Source organism: Streptomyces sp. DT190, from assembly GCF_049846985.1.
Classification (GTDB): domain Bacteria; phylum Actinomycetota; class Actinomycetes; order Streptomycetales; family Streptomycetaceae; genus Streptomyces.
The window spans coordinates 26,978-42,116 of the sequence record NZ_JBNCNM010000036.1 but is presented as its reverse complement, the minus strand read 5'-3'; the positions used below and the strand labels follow the sequence as shown (position 1 = coordinate 42,116).

At 73.4% G+C, this 15,139-nt stretch carries 17 protein-coding genes and 1 pseudogene; 6 read left to right on the top strand and 12 right to left on the bottom strand.

Annotated features, from left to right (window positions below):
* Positions 1–9: 9 nt before the first annotated feature.
* A complete protein-coding gene (locus ACPXCS_RS37750; RefSeq protein WP_425952003.1) occupies positions 10–543 on the top strand; it encodes a hypothetical protein in 534 nt (177 codons plus the stop codon).
* Between the two features lie 10 nt (positions 544–553).
* Here ACPXCS_RS37750 and ACPXCS_RS37745 read toward each other — a convergent pair whose 3' ends face one another.
* From ACPXCS_RS37745 to fabG, 5 genes are all read right to left on the bottom strand, one after another.
* Positions 554–1,045 (bottom strand): hypothetical protein, encoded by a 492-nt coding sequence (locus tag ACPXCS_RS37745; RefSeq protein ID WP_425952002.1) that lies wholly within the window; start codon positions 1,043–1,045, stop codon positions 554–556.
* A 110-nt stretch (positions 1,046–1,155) separates the two neighbouring features.
* Complete coding sequence (locus tag ACPXCS_RS37740) at positions 1,156–1,839, bottom strand: uracil-DNA glycosylase (RefSeq protein WP_425952001.1); 684 nt, start codon at positions 1,837–1,839, stop codon at positions 1,156–1,158.
* Between the two features lie 93 nt (positions 1,840–1,932).
* Complete coding sequence (locus tag ACPXCS_RS37735; RefSeq protein WP_425952000.1) at positions 1,933–3,519, bottom strand: ABC transporter substrate-binding protein; 1,587 nt, start codon at positions 3,517–3,519, stop codon at positions 1,933–1,935.
* Positions 3,520–3,714: 195 nt separating this feature from the next.
* Positions 3,715–4,473: an SDR family oxidoreductase gene (locus tag ACPXCS_RS37730; RefSeq protein ID WP_425951999.1), complete on the bottom strand. Its 759-nt coding sequence runs from the start codon at positions 4,471–4,473 to the stop codon at positions 3,715–3,717.
* 12 nt (positions 4,474–4,485) lie between these two features.
* Positions 4,486–5,247 carry a 3-oxoacyl-ACP reductase FabG gene (gene fabG, locus ACPXCS_RS37725; protein WP_019327597.1) on the bottom strand — a complete coding sequence of 254 codons (762 nt, stop codon included), beginning with the start codon at positions 5,245–5,247 and terminating at the stop codon, positions 4,486–4,488.
* A gap of 230 nt (positions 5,248–5,477) precedes the next feature.
* Between fabG and ACPXCS_RS37720 the strand changes: the two genes are divergently transcribed.
* Positions 5,478–5,978: an excalibur calcium-binding protein gene (locus ACPXCS_RS37720; RefSeq protein ID WP_425951998.1), complete on the top strand. Its 501-nt coding sequence runs from the start codon at positions 5,478–5,480 to the stop codon at positions 5,976–5,978.
* A gap of 23 nt (positions 5,979–6,001) precedes the next feature.
* On the opposite strand, the gene ACPXCS_RS37715 is transcribed toward ACPXCS_RS37720, so the two are convergent.
* Both ACPXCS_RS37715 and ACPXCS_RS37710 read right to left on the bottom strand, forming a co-directional pair.
* Positions 6,002–6,415, bottom strand: coding sequence for a DUF3037 domain-containing protein (locus tag ACPXCS_RS37715; RefSeq protein ID WP_425951997.1), 414 nt, complete (start codon positions 6,413–6,415; stop codon positions 6,002–6,004).
* Positions 6,412–7,167: a HipA family kinase gene (locus ACPXCS_RS37710; RefSeq protein ID WP_425951996.1), complete on the bottom strand. Its 756-nt coding sequence runs from the start codon at positions 7,165–7,167 to the stop codon at positions 6,412–6,414. Before ACPXCS_RS37710 ends, ACPXCS_RS37715 begins: the two co-directional genes overlap by 4 nt.
* Before the next feature lie 199 nt (positions 7,168–7,366).
* Between ACPXCS_RS37710 and ACPXCS_RS37705 the strand changes: the two genes are divergently transcribed.
* Positions 7,367–7,855, top strand: coding sequence for a Rieske (2Fe-2S) protein (locus ACPXCS_RS37705; protein ID WP_425951995.1), 489 nt, complete (start codon positions 7,367–7,369; stop codon positions 7,853–7,855).
* On the opposite strand, the pseudogene ACPXCS_RS37700 reads toward ACPXCS_RS37705, so the two are convergent.
* A pseudogene (locus ACPXCS_RS37700) lies at positions 7,842–8,175 on the bottom strand (cysteine hydrolase); the annotation flags it as partial. The gene ACPXCS_RS37705 and the pseudogene ACPXCS_RS37700 overlap by 14 nt on opposite strands.
* Positions 8,176–8,291: 116 nt before the next feature.
* On the opposite strand from ACPXCS_RS37700, the gene ACPXCS_RS37695 reads away from it, so the two are divergent.
* On the top strand, positions 8,292–8,762 hold the full coding sequence (locus ACPXCS_RS37695; RefSeq protein ID WP_425951994.1) for a pyridoxamine 5'-phosphate oxidase family protein: 471 nt from the start codon (positions 8,292–8,294) through the stop codon (positions 8,760–8,762).
* Positions 8,763–8,777: 15 nt separating this feature from the next.
* Here the strand turns inward: ACPXCS_RS37695 and ACPXCS_RS37690 are convergent, their stop codons facing one another.
* Entirely contained in the window at positions 8,778–9,680 is a 903-nt protein-coding gene (locus ACPXCS_RS37690; protein WP_425951993.1) for a LysR family transcriptional regulator, read from the bottom strand.
* A 75-nt stretch (positions 9,681–9,755) separates the two neighbouring features.
* On the opposite strand from ACPXCS_RS37690, the gene ACPXCS_RS37685 reads away from it, so the two are divergent.
* Positions 9,756–10,709 carry a DMT family transporter gene (locus ACPXCS_RS37685; RefSeq protein ID WP_425951992.1) on the top strand — a complete coding sequence of 318 codons (954 nt, stop codon included), beginning with the start codon at positions 9,756–9,758 and terminating at the stop codon, positions 10,707–10,709.
* Here the strand turns inward: ACPXCS_RS37685 and ACPXCS_RS37680 are convergent.
* Positions 10,700–12,031 (bottom strand): aminotransferase class I/II-fold pyridoxal phosphate-dependent enzyme, encoded by a 1,332-nt coding sequence (locus ACPXCS_RS37680; protein ID WP_425951991.1) that lies wholly within the window; start codon positions 12,029–12,031, stop codon positions 10,700–10,702. The two genes, ACPXCS_RS37685 and ACPXCS_RS37680, sit on opposite strands and share 10 nt — an antisense overlap.
* A 35-nt stretch (positions 12,032–12,066) precedes the next feature.
* Between ACPXCS_RS37680 and ACPXCS_RS37675 the strand changes: the two genes are divergently transcribed.
* A complete protein-coding gene (locus tag ACPXCS_RS37675; RefSeq protein ID WP_425951990.1) occupies positions 12,067–12,753 on the top strand; it encodes a pyridoxamine 5'-phosphate oxidase family protein in 687 nt (228 codons plus the stop codon).
* 26 nt (positions 12,754–12,779) lie between these two features.
* Here the strand turns inward: ACPXCS_RS37675 and ACPXCS_RS37670 are convergent, their stop codons facing one another.
* Together ACPXCS_RS37670 and ACPXCS_RS37665 are read right to left on the bottom strand one after the other, a co-directional pair.
* The gene (locus ACPXCS_RS37670; RefSeq protein WP_425951989.1) at positions 12,780–13,769 is read right to left on the bottom strand and encodes a DMT family transporter; all 990 of its coding nucleotides are present in this window, start codon (positions 13,767–13,769) and stop codon (positions 12,780–12,782) included.
* A 226-nt stretch (positions 13,770–13,995) separates the two neighbouring features.
* On the bottom strand, positions 13,996–15,000 hold the full coding sequence (locus ACPXCS_RS37665) for an EamA family transporter (RefSeq protein ID WP_425951988.1): 1,005 nt from the start codon (positions 14,998–15,000) through the stop codon (positions 13,996–13,998).
* Between the last annotated feature and the right edge of the window lie 139 nt (positions 15,001–15,139).

The window sequence follows — 15,139 nt, the reverse complement described above, 5'->3', positions numbered from 1 at the left end:
GTGGCGCGGGTGCATCGAACGACGACCACAGCGACGCTCCTGGTGACCGTGGCTGTCTCGGCCCTGGCCGGCTGTACGACGGTCCCGCATCCGCCCGCGCCCGGCCCCCCGGCGGCACCGTCCCGGCCACCGCTGCCGCGGCCCGACGGGCAGGCGGAGACGCAGATCGTGCAGGCACCGGCCCGCGAGGCCCTGCAGCTCATCGAGGAGGCGTCCCGCCACCCGGAGCCGGCCACACCCGGCTCCCGCCCGGCCACGACCCGTCCGGCGGCGCCCCCGGCGGACGTGTCGCGGCAGCAGCCACCGTCCTCCGGCCGGCAGGAGGCCCGTACCCGGCCCGGTCGCCCGGACCGCCCCGAGCCGGCCCGCCGCGGTCCCCAGCGGCCCGGCGCCGGCCTGCCCGACGTGTCGGAGTCGGTGCGGCAGGACGTCCGGCAACAGGTTCCCGACAGCTCGGACGTGTGCGCGCTGGGCCGGCGCTACGGAGGGTGGCGGGCGGACAGCCCGGAGGCGACGATCTGCCGTGACACCTACGGGCGTTGACCGGCCGGCCTCAGGGCCGCTGCCGCGGTGGCGTCCACGCCCCGCCGCCGCCCTCCCCCAGCCGGGCCTGAAGCCGTCCGATGGCCGCCCGTACGCCCTCGCCGTAGCGGTCGTCGGCGAGGGCGGCGGCGGCTTCCCGGGCCCACCGCAGATGCGTGCGGGCGGCGTCGCACCGGCCCAGCCTGACGTAGTCGTCGGCCAGGTTCAGGTGCAGGGAGGGGTAGAACGCGGTCACCGCGAGGGCCTCCTGCCCGGCCTCCTCCGCCGCCGTCAGCGCGCGCAGGTCCCAGGCCAGTTCGTCCGCGGGGTCGTCCTGCGTGTCGGCGAGGTAGTGGGCGAGGGTGCAGCGGTGGAGCGGGTCGCCGTGCTCGCCGATCTCCGCCCACAGCGCCAGGAGACGGTGGCGGGCCTCCTCCCGGTCCCCCGCGTGGTGCAGCATGACGACCTGCCCGATCCGTGTCAGCACGGCGTCCGGCGCCGCCTGCCCCTGCCGCTCCGCCACGACGTCCTCCGCGCACTCGCCGGCTGTTCGTCCCGACGCTAACCGCAGGGGACGGCGATCCGGCTCAGGCGGCTCCGCGCACCGCCCGGTCCGCCCCCGCGGGTGCGCCCTCAGCCGAGGTTCGGGATCGTCCAGTCGATCGGCTCGTGGCCCTGCGCCGCCACCGCGGCGTTGATCTGCGTGAACGGCCGCGAGCCGAAGAACTTCTTCGCCGACAGGGGCGAGGGGTGCGCGCCCTTGATCACCGCGTGCCGGCTCTCGTCGATCAGGGGCAGCTTCTTCTGCGCGTAGTTCCCCCAGAGGACGAACACCGCCGGGTCGGGGCGCTCGGCCACGGCCCGGATCACGGCGTCGGTGAACTTCTCCCAGCCCCGGCCCTTGTGCGAGTTGGCCTCGCCGCCGCGGACCGTGAGCACCGCGTTGAGCAGCAGGACCCCCTGGCGGGCCCACGGCATCAGATAGCCGTTGTCCGGGATGGGGGTGCCGAGCTCCTCGTGCATCTCCTTGTAGATGTTCCGCAGGGACGGCGGGATGCGCACCCCGGGCCGGACCGAGAAGCACAGCCCGTGGCCCTGGCCCTCGCCGTGGTAGGGGTCCTGACCGAGGATCAGGACCTTGACCCGGTCGTACGGTGTGGCGTCCAGCGCCGCGAAGACCTCCTCGCGCGGCGGGTGGACGGGACCCTTCGCCCGCTCCTCCTCGACGAACTCCGTCAGCTCCTTGAACCAGGGCTGCTGCAGCTCGTCACCCAGAACCCCGCGCCAGGACTCGGGCAGCATGGCGATGTCGGTCACGTCAACGTCCTCACGATGTGCGGTCACTTGCAGGTCTCAGAACCTACAGGCGACCACTGACAACGCGCCGGGGAACGCCCGCTGCCCGCGTCCCTACCAGGCGGTCTTGCGGTGCAGCTCCCACAGCATCATGATCGTCGACGGGTCCAGGGCCCGCTCCGCGCCCGAGACGTCCCGGCTGGCGGCCACGTACTGCCGGCCCTGCCACAGCGGCAGCAGCCGCGCGTCGTCCACCAGGATCCGCTGGGCCTCCTCGAACTCCTTCTCCACGTTCGCGCGGTCGCTCTCGCGGCGCGAGCGGGGCAGCAGGTCGCCGGTGATCTCGGGGGCCGGGTAGGGCGTGCCGAGGGCGTTCTGCTCGCCGACGAACGGCGCGATGAAGTTCTCGGCGTCCGGGAAGTCGGGGAACCAGCCGCGTCCGAAGACCGGGTACTCGCCCTTCTGGTAACCCGTCACATAGGTCTTCCAGGGGCGGCTCTTGAGGCTGATCGAGAACAGGCCGGAGTCCTCCAGCTGGCGCTCCAGCTCCTTGAACTCGGCGGCGGTCTCGGAGCCGTAGCGGTCGCTCGTGTACCAGAAGGTGAGCGGGACGCGCTGGGTGATGCCGGCCTCGGTGAGGATCTTGCGGGCCTTGGCCACGTCGGGGTCGCCGTAGTCGTCGAAGAAGCCCGTCGTGTGGCCCGTGAGCCCCTTGGGGACCATGGAGTACAGCGGGTCGACGGTGTCCTTGTAGACCTTGTGGGCGATCGCCGCCCGGTCGACGACCTGGGCGATGGCCTGGCGCACGGGCTTCTTGTTCGCCCAGGCGTCCTTGGGGTTGAACACCAGGTAGTTGATGTCGGTGCCGGTGCCCTCGACGAGCTGGATCTCCTCCTCCTTGGAGGTCTTGCTCTGCAGGTCCACGACGTCGCCCGCGGCCAGACCGCGGTAGGTGACGTCGATCTGCTCGTCCCGCAGCGCCTTGACCATGGTGCCGGAGTCCTGGAAGTAGCGGATGGTCACCGCGCTGTTCCGGCGCTCGGCGAAGCCCTGGTAGGACTCGTTCTTGACGAGGACCGCCTCCTCGCCCTCGTCGTAGGAGTCGAGGGTGTACGGTCCCGAGCCGACGACGTCGCCGCTCTTGCGCAGGCTGTCCTCCGGGTAGTCCTTCGGGGAGACGATGGACATCGCGGGGGTGGCGAGCACGAACGGGAAGGTCGCGTCGGGCTTGTTGAGGTGGAAGATCACCTCGCGCTCGTTGGGCGCCTGGACCCGTTCGAGGCTGCCCAGCAGACCGGCGGGGCCGCCGTTGACGTTGATCTTGCGGATCCGGTCGAACGAGTGCTTCACGGCCCGGGCGTCGAGCGCCTCGCCGTTGGAGAACTTCAGGCCCTCGCGCAGGTCGCAGCGGTACACCTGGTTCGAGGCGTCGCTGAACGCGCACTTCTCGGCGGCGTCCGGCTGGGGCTCGGTCGCACCGGTGGGGTAGCTCAGCAGCGTCTGGTAGATGTTGCGGAACAGTTCCCAGGAGCTGTCCCAGGAGGCGGCGGGATCGAGCGTGCTGGGCGAACTGGTGGTTCCCACGACGATCGGCCCCTCGTCGTCCGGGGTGTCGGACGACAGGACGCCGCATCCGGCGACCAGGGACGATATGGACGCGATGGCCGCCACCCGCCGCAGGCATCGGTTCCGGTTGAACACGCGCACGCTCCTCGATCTGCCATACCAAGGGTCGGCAGACCATACCGCAGTGCCGCGCCCCCTGACCCTCCCCGGAACAGGACTTCTTGATCAATAAACCTTTGACGACGTTGTCATCGTCTTTTGCGGCATTTTTACGTCGGCACGGGCGCCCTCAGCGTCAAGGAGCGCCCGTGCCGGTCGCGTACGAGCGGGTCAGCCGGTGCCGGCGTTCAGGAAGATGCCGCCGTCCACGACGAGCGTCTGGCCGGTGACCCAGTCGGACTGCTCGGAGGTCAGGAACGCGGCCGCGCCGCCGATGTCGGAGGGCACGCCGAGCCGGCCGAGCGGGTAGGCCGCCGCGGCCTCGTCCTCGCGGTTCTCGTACAGGGCCTGGGCGAACTTGGTCTTCACCACGGCCGGAGCGATCGCGTTGACCCGCACCCCGGGCGCGAACTCGTGCGCGAGCTGCACCGTCAGGTTGATCATCGCCGCCTTGCTGACGCCGTAGGCGCCGATGAACGGCGAGGGCGACAGGCCCGCGACGGAGGCGATGTTGACGATGGCGCCGCCGTTGTCCTTCTGCCAGGCGTGCCAGGTCCGCTGGGCGAAGCCGAGAGCCGAGACGACGTTGGTCTCGAAGACCTTGCGGGCGACGTTCAGGTCGAGGTCGGCGATCGGCCCGAACACCGGGTTGGTGCCGGCGTTGTTGATCAGGAAGTCGACGCGGCCGAAGGCCTCCATCGCCCGCTCGACGGCGACGGCCTGGTGGGCCTCGTCGTGCGCCTTGCCGGCCACGTACACCGCGCGGTCGGTGCCGAGCCGCTCGACGGCCTCCTTGAGGGCGTCCTCGTTGCGGCCGGTGATGACGACACGGTCGCCGCGCGCCACGAGCGCCTCGGCGATGCCGTAGCCGATACCGCGGCTGGCGCCCGTGATGAGGGCGGCCTTGCCGGAGAGTTCCACGGAAGTCATGTTCTCGGTCCCCTAGTCGAGCGGTCCGCCGGCCACGTACAGCACCTGGCCGGAGACGAACCCGGCCGCCTCGCCGGTGAAGAAGGCGATGGCGTTGGCGATGTCGTCGGGCTCGCCGACCCGGGCGACCGGGATCTGGGTGGCGGCGGCGGCCTTGAAGTCCTCGAAGCCCATGCCCACGCGGTCGGCGGTGGCCTTGGTCATCTCGGTGGCGATGAAGCCGGGGGCGACGGCGTTGGCGGTGACGCCGAACTTGCCGAGCTCCTTGGCGAGGGTCTTGGTGAAGCCCTGCAGACCGGCCTTGGCGGCGGAGTAGTTCACCTGGCCGCGGTTGCCGAGCGCGGAGGAGGAGGACAGGTTGACGATCCGGCCGAAGCCCGCGTCGACCATGTGCTTCTGGCACGCCTTGGACATCAGGAAGGCGCCGCGCAGGTGGACGTTCATGACGGTGTCCCAGTCGGAGACGCTCATCTTGAACAGCAGGTTGTCGCGCAGCACGCCCGCGTTGTTGACCAGGATCGTCGGCGCGCCGAGCTCCTCGGTGATCCGCGCGACGGCCGCCTCGACCTGCGCCTCGTCCGAGACGTCGCAGCCGACCGCGATGGCCTTGCCCCCGGCGGCGGTGATCTTCTCGACGGTGTCCTTGCAGGCGGCCTCGTCGAGGTCGAGCACGGCGACCGCGCGGCCCTCGGCGGCCAGTCGTACGGCGGTGGCGGCGCCGATGCCGCGCGCGGCACCGGTGACGACGGCGACCCGCTGCTCAGTGGTGGACATGACTCGTTCTCCTCAGGTGAGCGACCGCTTAGTACCTTCAGTGGGTGTGACGCTAGAAGCCCTGGCACCCGGTGTCAACGGCCGGGCGCGGCATGTGATCCATTACCCGGCGCGACCTGCCCGGCGAGCCGCTCGACGGCACCCGAACGGCCCAGGACCGCAGGCTGCCGCGCACGGTGCCGCCCTACCGTCGGAGCGCGAGCCACCCGTGGCCGGAAAGGAGGCGCACCATGCGCCGTCGTACCGGTGTCATCGGCACGCTGTTCGCGATCGCCGCGAGCGTGCCCTTGTCCGCCCCCGCTCATGCCCAGCCCGACCGGGACTGCCGCGATTTCGCCTTCCAGGAGGACGCACAGGCCGTGTTCGACGCGGATCCGAGCGACCCGAACCGGCTCGACGAGGACCAGGGCCCGGACGACGGCATCGCCTGCGAGGTACTGCCGCGCCGCGACAGCGGGATCATCTCCCCGACGTCCCCGGCCCGTCCGTCCGCCTCCGTGACCGCCGCACCGGTCGCTCCGGCCTCGGTCACTCCGGTCCCGTCGCCCAGTGTCACCACGACCGCTCCCACCAGGGCCACCGCCGCCACCCCGTCCCAAGGCGTACGCGGCGGCGTCGGGGGCGCGGTCGCCGCGGGGCCGACCGACTGGGACGTCGGCCTGGGGCTGACGTTCGCCGTGGGCGCCTCGCTCATGGCCGGTTACCTGATCAGGCGCCGTCGCCGGCGCTGACGGCCCGGGCGTGGCTGGGACGGCTACCGCACGAGCAGGTCCAGCAACCGCTCCGTCTCCGCCGCAGGATCCGTGGTCAGGCCCGTGTGGACGGGGCCGGGCTGGACGACGGTGGAGCGGGGCGCGACCAGCCAGCGGAAGCGGCGGCCCGGGTCGTCGGCCGCGGCCTGGCCGGCCGCGGTGCCGCCCGCGCAGACCCCCTCCACCGCGCGCAGGGCGGCCCGGACACCGGCCACGTCCGCCCGCGGGTCGAGGGCGAGCAGGCGGGCCTCGTCCAGGTGGGTGCGCGCCCCGACGTAGGCCGCGGCCCGGCAGTAGACCAGCACCCCGGCGTTGATGCACTCGCCCCGTTCGACGCGCGGGACCACGCGCAGGACGGCGTACTCGTAGACCTGGCGGTCGCGCGGGCCGCCCTTGATGATGTGCCGGTCGCTCACTGGATCCCCTGGATGCGGTCGTGGATGACGGCGGCCCGGGCGAGCAGGGGGTGCGCGTAGGCCCGCCTGAGGTCGTCCGGCGTGTCGAAGCCGGGCTCGTCCGCGAGCCAGGCGTCCGGGACGCAGGCGGTGACCTCGGCGAGGAGTTCCTCCGTGACGCGCGGCGCCAGCGCGGCCGCCGCGGCGCGGACGTCCGGCCCGAACGACGCCAGCGCGTGGTCGGAGGCGTCGTACGGGCGGCCCGCCGAGGTCTCGGCGCCGCGCCAGTTGTGGTGCCAGATCACGGTCGCGCCGTGGTCGACGAGCCACAGCTCGCCCTGCCGCATGAGGAGGTTGGGGTTGCGCCAGGAGCGGTCGACGTTGTTGACGAGCGCGTCGAACCAGACGATCCGGCCGGCCTCCTCGGGGCTCACCCGGAAGGCCAGCGGGTCGAAGCCGAGGGCGCCGGAGAGGAAGTCCATGCCCAGGTTGGTGCCGCCGCTGGACCTCAGCAGGCTCTGCACCTGCTCGTCGGGTTCGCCCAGCCCCAGCTCGGCGTCGAGCTCGATCGTCACCAGGCGCGGCACCCGCAGCCCGAGCCGGCGCGCCAGTTCCCCGCAGACCACCTCGGCGACGAGCGTCTTGCGGCCCTGTCCCGCGCCGGTGAACTTCAGGACGTAGGTGCCGAAGTCGTCGGCCTCGACCAGGCCGGGCAGCGAACCGCCCTCGCGCAGCGGCGCGATGAAGCGGGTCGCGATCACTTCCTTGAGCATCGCCCCAGGTTACTGACCGATCGGCCGGCTCCCGCACCGGCACCGTGGCGGCGGGCGGGAAACCGACAGCGAACCGACAGCGGGGTTTGGTGCACAGCCGCCCGCGGGCGGGTCAGGATTTCGGCACCGTCTGAACAGGCGGTCCGCCGGGGCCGTACCTCCCGGCAGATCATCGAAACCCCCGAAGGGACTTGCCAGTATGACCAGCGCATCGCTCCAGCCCGCATCGGGTCCGGCCCGTCGTACCGTCGTGGCGGCGGCCGGAGCGGCGGGTCTCGCCGTCGCGCTGACCGCGTGCGGAGGCTCGGACGACGGCTCGTCCGGCTCCGCCGGCTCCTCCGGCACCGCCCAGGGCGACCAGGGGGCGGGCAGCACCCCGTCGAGCGGAGGCGCCGCGGGCGGCGACGCCCTCGCGTCGACCGCGGACATCCCCGAGGGCGGCGGCAAGGTCTTCGCCGACCGGAAGGTGGTCGTCACCCAGCCGACCGCGGGCGAGTTCAAGGCGTTCTCGGCCACCTGCACCCACCAGGGCTGCGCGGTGAAGAGCATCGCCGACGGCGTCATCAACTGCCCCTGTCACAACAGCAACTTCTCCATCACCGACGGCAGCGTGAAGAGCGGTCCGGCGACCAAGCCGCTGCCCGAGATGAAGATCACCGTCGACGGGGACTCGATCACGCTCGCCTGAGCCCGCCGCGCGAACGCGTGAAGCACGCCGGCACCTCGTCCGTGGTCGCGACCGTGGCGACCGACGCGAGGGTGCGGCGGATCATCGCGGGGGTGCAGTCGCCGGGCACTCCCGCGATGGCGTCCGCCGGGACGACGGCGGTGCAGCCGCTTCACGGCGTCGGACAGCTGCTGGACGGGCAGGCGTGCGGCGGCGCGGAAGAGTCGGGCGTTGCGGCCCGCGCCGCGGCCGTCGGGGCGGCGCCCGGCGACGGCGTGGACGACCTGCACGCCGGCCTCGTGAGCGCTTCGCACGAGGGCACGTTTTCCCCTGCCACGGGCGACCGGCCGGGCGAGCGTGGCCACCGTTGCGCACGGACGGAAGGGAACCCATGCTTTTCTGACGTGATGTCAGAGGATCTCCTCTGACACGACGTGAGAGAAGGAAGAGGGGGAGCATGACCGCCACGCAGCAGCGCCGGGGCCGGAAGATCATGATGACGCCGGGTGAGCTGGACGACTTCCTCAGCACGCAGCGCACCTGCCGGGTCGCGACGGTGTCGGCCGACGGCGCCCCGCACGTGAGCACCCTGTGGTTCGCCTGGGACGGCACCTCGATGTGGCTGTACTCGGTCGTGCGCAGCAAGCGGTGGGCCGATCTGCGGCGCGACCCGCGCGTGGCGATCGTGGTCGACACCGGCGAGGAGTACGACGAGCTGCGCGGGGCCGAGCTGTCGGGCACCGTCGAGTTCGTCGGCGAGATCCCGCGCACGGGCGAGCTGCGCGCCGAACTCGACGTGCCCGAGACGCTGTTCGCGCGGAAGAACTTCGGCCTGGAGGAGATGCCGCACGACGGCCGGCACGCCTGGCTGCGGCTGACCCCGGAGAAGATCGTCTCCTGGGACTTCCGCAAGCTCGCCGCCCTGTAACGCCCCGCGGGTCCCTCAGCCGACGCTCTCCCCCGCCGCCCGCAGGGCCTCGACCGCGGCCCGGATCGACGGGCGGCGGTCGGCGTCCGCGCGCCAGACGACGTACACGTGCCGCCGGACCCGCTGGCTGACCGGGACGGTCACGACCCCGTCGGGCACCGGGTGGCGGCCCAGCAGCGGGGCGATGCACACCCCGAGGCCCGCGGCGACGAGCCCCAGCTGCGTGTGCGTCTCCGCCGCGCGGTGGCCGACGATCGGCTCGACGCCCTTCGAGCGGAGCGTGAACATCAGCCACTCGTGGCAGAACTCGCCGTCCCCCCAGGTGATCCACTCGTCCTCGGCGAACTCGCCGAGGTCCACCTCCTCGCGCCCCGCGAGCCGGTGGTCCGCCGGCAGGGCGACATCGGCCGGGTCGTCCAGGATCGACGCCTTGACCAGGCCCTCGGGCAGCGCCATCGGCTTGTTGTACCAGTCGAGCACCACGGCCAGGTCCAGGTCGCCGCGGACGACTCCGGCGATGCCCTGCTCCGGTTCCAGCTCCCGGGAGCGCAGCCGCAGCCCGGGGTGCCGCTCGCGCAGGGCGGACAGCGCCTGCGGGAACAGGCCGCGGGCGGCGGTCGGGAACGCCGCCAGGCGCAGCTCGCCGACGACCTGCCCGCGCTGCGCCTCCAGATCGGACTGGGCGAGCTCCACCTGGGACAGGATCCGCGCCGCGTGCTCGGCGAGCAGCCGGCCGGCGTCGGTGAGCCGCACGCCCCTGCCGTTCTTCGCGAGGAGCTGCTGGCCGACCTCCCGCTCCAGCTTGGACATCTGCTGGGAGACGGCGGACGTCGTGATGTGCAGGGCCTCGGCCGCGCCGCTGACCGAGCCGTAGCGGGCGAGGGCGTCGAGGGTGCGCAGGCGCTCCAGGTTCAACATGTAAGCGATACTACGCAATACCGGGTGCGAAATCTCGATTGTGCTACGAGGTTGCTGTCCCCCATCGTGGTCTCCATGACCACCGTCACCACCTCGCCCGGCCGGGCCGTCACCGCCCCGCCCGTACCGCCCCGCCGCCGCCTCGACTGGCGCCTGCGCTTCGCCGCCCTGTCCCTGATCTGGGGCTTCAGCTTCCTCCTGATCAAGGTGGGGACCTCGGCGTACGCCCCGTTCCAGGTGACGCTCGGCCGTCTGGTGTTCGGCACGGCGGTGCTGGCCGCCGCGCTGGCGGTCCGGCGCGAGCGGCTGCCGCGCGGCGCCCGCACCTGGGGCCATCTGACGGTCGCCGCGTTCCTGCTGAACGCCCTGCCGTTCTCGCTGTTCGCGTACGCGGAGCTGACCATCCCGTCCACGCTGGCGGGCATCTGCAACGCGACCTCGCCGCTGTGGGGCATGGCGCTGTCGCTGGTCGCCCTGTCGGAGGACCGTCCGACCCGGGTGCGGGTGGCCGGGCTCGGGCTGGGCTTCCTCGGCGTGCTGACCGTGCTGGGCGCGTGGCAGGGCTTCCACGGCCTGGACGCCACGGGCACGGCGCTGGCCCTGCTGGCCTCCCTCAGCTACCCGGTGGGCTGGATCTACGTCCGCCGCACCCTCGCCGGCACCGGCCACTCGCACCTGTCGATGACCGGCGCGCAACTGCTCCTCGCGACGGTGCAACTGGCCGTGGTGACCCCGCTGTTCACCACCCTGCCCGGCAGCCTGCCCCTCGTGCCGCTGCTGGCCGTGGCCGCCCTGGGCGCCCTGGGCACCGGACTCGCGGTGCTCCTGCAGTACGGCCTGGTCGACGAGGTCGGCCCGACGACCGCCCAGATGGTCACGTACTTCATCCCCGTCATCGCCACGGCCGCGGGCGTCGCCCTCCTGGGCGAGTCCCTCGCCTGGTCGACTCCGGTCGGGGCCGTGATCGTCCTGGCCGGGGCCGCGCTGACGCAGGTGCGCCCGAAGCCCCGGGCGGTTCCTCAGACGTAGCCGCGCTGCGGGGCCGGGCCGAGGGCCGAGGCGATCGCGTCGGCCAGGGCCTCGGTCTCCCGGGCGCCGAGCGTCGAGACGGTCACCCTGACGCCGGGCGGCGCGCTCATCCGGAAGCGGGCGCCGGGCGCGACCGCCCAGCCGGCGTGCAGCAGCCGCGCGACCGCCCCGGTCTCGTCCGGCACGGGCACCCACACGTTCATGCCGCTGCGCCCGTGCGCCGTGACACCGCGCCGCTCCAGCGCCCCGATCAGCGCGTCCCGCCGCCGCCCGTACGCCGCCGCCACCTCCTGCGTGTCCACCGCCCCGTCGGCCCACAGCCGCACCAGGGCCCGCTGCATCAGCCTGCTCACCCAGCCGGGCCCGAGCCGCTGCCGGCCGCGGACCCGGTCGACGGTGACGGCGTCCCCGGTGAGCAGGGCGAGGCGCAGGTCGGGGCCGTAGGCCTTGGCTGCGGAGCGGACGAACGCCCAGTGCCGGGTGGTCCCGGCCAGCGGGTGCAGGGGCACGTCGACGATGCCGTGGCCGTGGTCGTCCTCGACGAGCAGGACCTCCGGGTGCTCGCGGAGCAGCGACCGCAGGGCACGCGCGCGTGCGGCGCTCACCGCGGCGCCCGTCGGGTTCTGCGCCCGGTCGGTGACGAGGAGGGCGCGCGCCCCGGCCTCCAGGGCCCGGCGCACGTCGTCCGCGCGTGGCCCCTCGTCGTCCACGCCGACGGGGACGGTCCGCAGTCCGAGCGCCGGCACGAGGTCCAGGGTGCGGCCCCAGCCCGGGTCCTCGACGGCGACGGTGTCGCCGGGCTTGAGGTGGGCCGTCAGCACGCGCTCGACTCCGTCCAGGGCGCCGGAGACCACGGCGAGCGGGCCGTCCGGCACCCCGTCCGCGTCGAAGCCGGCCCGGGTGATCCGGGCCAGCTCCGGGTCCAGCGGGTCCGCCCCGTAGAGCACGGGTGCGCGGTCGCCCTCGGCGGCCGCCGCCGCGAACGCCCCCGCGAGGGGCGGCAGCAGGGCCGGGTCCGGATTGCCGTTCGCCACGTCCCGTACGCCCTCGGGGACGTCGATCCGGATGTGGTCCCGCCCGGTCGTGGCCGGCGCGGGCCGCACCCGGCTGCCGCGCCGGCCCGCGGTCTCGATGACGCCCCGCTCCCGCAGGGTCCGGTACGCGGCCGCGACCGTGTTGGGGTTCACCCCCAGCCGCGCCGCCAGTTCCCGCATGGGCGGCAGCAGTTGCCCCGGGCGCAGCTCTCCGGCGCCCACCGCCCGTTCCACGCTCGCGGAAATGTCCGCTGCGCGGCGCCCACTGATCGGATACTCTCCTAGCACAAAACCCATTATGCACTAGTGCAATAAGGAGTGCCATGCAGGGGACCACCCGGACGCCGTCGCAGCCCGCGGCCGCCTACACGCCGACCGACCGCACCGTCCCGACGCGCTCCGCGGACCGCGCCTCGTACGACAGGGAGCTGGTGCACGCGATACTCGACGAGGCCTACGTCTGCCACCTCGGCTTCGTCCGCGACGGCGCGCCCGTCGTGCTGCCCACGCTGTACGCCCGGGTCGGCGAGGTGCTCTACGTGCACGGCTCGACGGGATCGCGTCCGCTGCGGGCGGCCGGCCAGGCCGACCCGGGACTGCCGGTCTGCCTGACCGTCACCCACGTCGACGGTCTGGTCCTGGCCCGCTCGGCCTTCCACCACTCGATCAACTACCGCTCGGTGATGGTGCACGGCGTCGCCCGCGACGTGACGGACCCCGAGGAGAAGCGCCGGGCCCTGGACGCCCTGGTCGACCATGTGGTCGCGGGCCGCTCGGCCGACTCCCGGCCGGCCGACAAGAAGGAGCTGGCCGCCACCGCCGTGCTCCGCCTGGAGCTCGACGAGGTCTCCGCCAAGCTCCGCACCGGCGGTGTCAACGACGAGCCGGAGGACCTCGCCCTCCCCCACTGGGCCGGGGTCGTCCCGGTGCAGACGACGTGCGGCACCCCGATCCCGGACCCGGACCTGGCCGCGGACACGGCGCTTCCGGACTACCTGCGGGGCAGGTGACCTCGGGGCGGGTCCGCGGACACGCCCTACGGACGGGGACCGCGCGACCAGCCGGTGTGGGCCCGCGGCCGACGTCGGACGAGCACCACCCGTCCCCCGGGCGTCCGCGTCTCCCCCACGGCGAGTCCCGCCACCGCCCCCAGCAGCAACAGGGTTCCGCCCACGGTCGCCACCGTCAGCCGCTCCCCGAGCAGGACGACGGCCAGTACCGCCGCACTCACCGGTTCCAGCAGCATGACCACCGAGACCGTGGCGGACCGGACGACGGCCGCGCCCGCGAAGTACAGCCCGTAGGCGAGAGCGGTGGGCACGGCGGCCACGTACACCAGCAGGGCCAGCAGCCGTACGGGCGCGGCGGTGTGCGGCACCAGCCCCTCGGCGAGTGCGAACGGCAGCAGGCACAGGCTCGTCACGGCGAACGCCTCGACGGTCGTCCGGGAGGCGTCGGCACCGCCGCCCCGGCCCCACCGCCGGGCGAACAGCGTCATCACGCTGTACCCGGCCGCGGACAGCAGCGCCAGCAGCACACCCGCGGGGCGTACGGTCGCGTCACCGCCGCCCAGGACGAGGACCCCGAGCCCGGCGAGGGCGCCCGCGACGGCGACCGTCCCGCCCCGGCCCAGGCGTTCGGCCAGGGTCAGCCGCGCGCCGAGCGCGATGAGCACGGGCCCGGCGCCCAGGGTCACCACGGTGGCGACGGCGAGGCCGGTGGCGGCGACGGCCGCGAAGTAGGCCGTCTGGAACACCGCGAGCGCGAGCCCGGTGATCCCGGCCCGCCCCGCCCTGCGGCGCAGCGGCTCGGCCACGCCGGCCGGGGTGCGGGGCCGCGCCAGGCGCACGGCGAGCAGCAGCACGAAACCGGCGGCGCAGCGCCAGAACGAGAGGGCGACGGGCCCCAGGTCGCTGGCCCGGTAGACCAGGGAGGCGGCCGCGCCCGCGGTGCCCCAGGCGGCACCGGCGATCATGAGATAGACAAGGCCTCGCCCGATGGGCAGGCCGGAGGCAGTGTTCGACACGTGTTCTCTCCGCAGACGCGCACGGCACGCCGCGCCCTGGGGGCGACGGGTGCGCGGAAGTTCGGGAAGGGCCCCGGATCGGTCGTGATCAGCGGGGTCCGCGGACTTCGTCTGCGGGCAGCACCGTCCGGCCCGGCGGCACGAGCGCCGGGCGCGGATTCCGGAGGGCCCGCCTCAGGCGGCCGGAGGCGGCAGAACGAGCGCGTCGGAAGGCATGATCGACACCTTACGCACTGGTTCCGCGCCGGGACAATTCCCTTTCCGGACCGCCGCTCGCCACCGGCTGCCCGGTCGGTTTCGCGGGCGTGGAGGACTGTGCGATGAACGCGCCCACCAGCACGATCGCCCCACCTGCGAGCTGCGGAGCGGACAGGTGCTCGCCGAGCAGCACCCAGGCCAGGACCGTGGCGATGACCGCTTCGAGGCAGGCCACGACGCCGGCGACCTGCGGGGAGAGCCGCCGCACGGCGATCACTCCGGTGACGTAGGCGACGACCGTGGCGACGAGGACGATCCAGGCGAGCAGGACCACGGCGGGCACGGGTGTGCCGTCCATGCGGGCGGTCCCCGACAGCACGGACCAGTCCATGTTCCAGGGCCGGGCGACGACGGTGAGCACGGCGGCGCCGACGAGCAGCCCGTAGGCGATGACGCCGAGCGGGTCGGGCGCCTCGTCACCGGCGTCGCTGCCCTGGTCGGACAGGACGAAGTAGCCGACCTGGCAGCAGGCGGCGCCCAGCGCGAGCAGCAGCCCCAGGGCGTCGAAGCGCAGGCCCGACCACACCTCGACGACACAGGCGAGTCCGCCGACGGCGAGTACGACGCCGACCGCGGCGGCACGCGTCACGGGCCGCCGCTGCACGAACCGCACCCAGCCCAGCACCAGGGCGGGCGCCAGGTACTCGATGAGCAGCGCCACCCCGACGGGGATACGGGAGAGCGCCGCGAAGTAGCAGGCCTGGACACCGGCGACGGCCAGCAGCCCGAAGCCCGCGAGCAGTCCGGGCCGGCGGCGCAGCAGTCCGCGGTGGCGCACGGCGAGCGGCAGCATCACCAGCGCCGCCCCGGCCACCCTCAGCCACACCACGTGCAGGGGGTCGAGGCCTGCTTCGATCAGCGGCTTGGCCGCGACTCCGGATCCGCCGAAGGCGACCGCGGACAGGAGCGCGAGGCCGAGGCCCATTCCCTTGCCGCGCCCGCTGGGGCTGCTGTCAGACGTACGCACCGGCACATGATGACAGGCCTTGACAGGAGCGTCACCTCCTATGGCACCTGTCTCACTGCCTGGACGCGAGCGTCACCCGCCCTGACACCGGCGCTCATGGCTGTCGTCACCGTCATGGCCGTCGTCACCGTCATGGCCGTCGTCA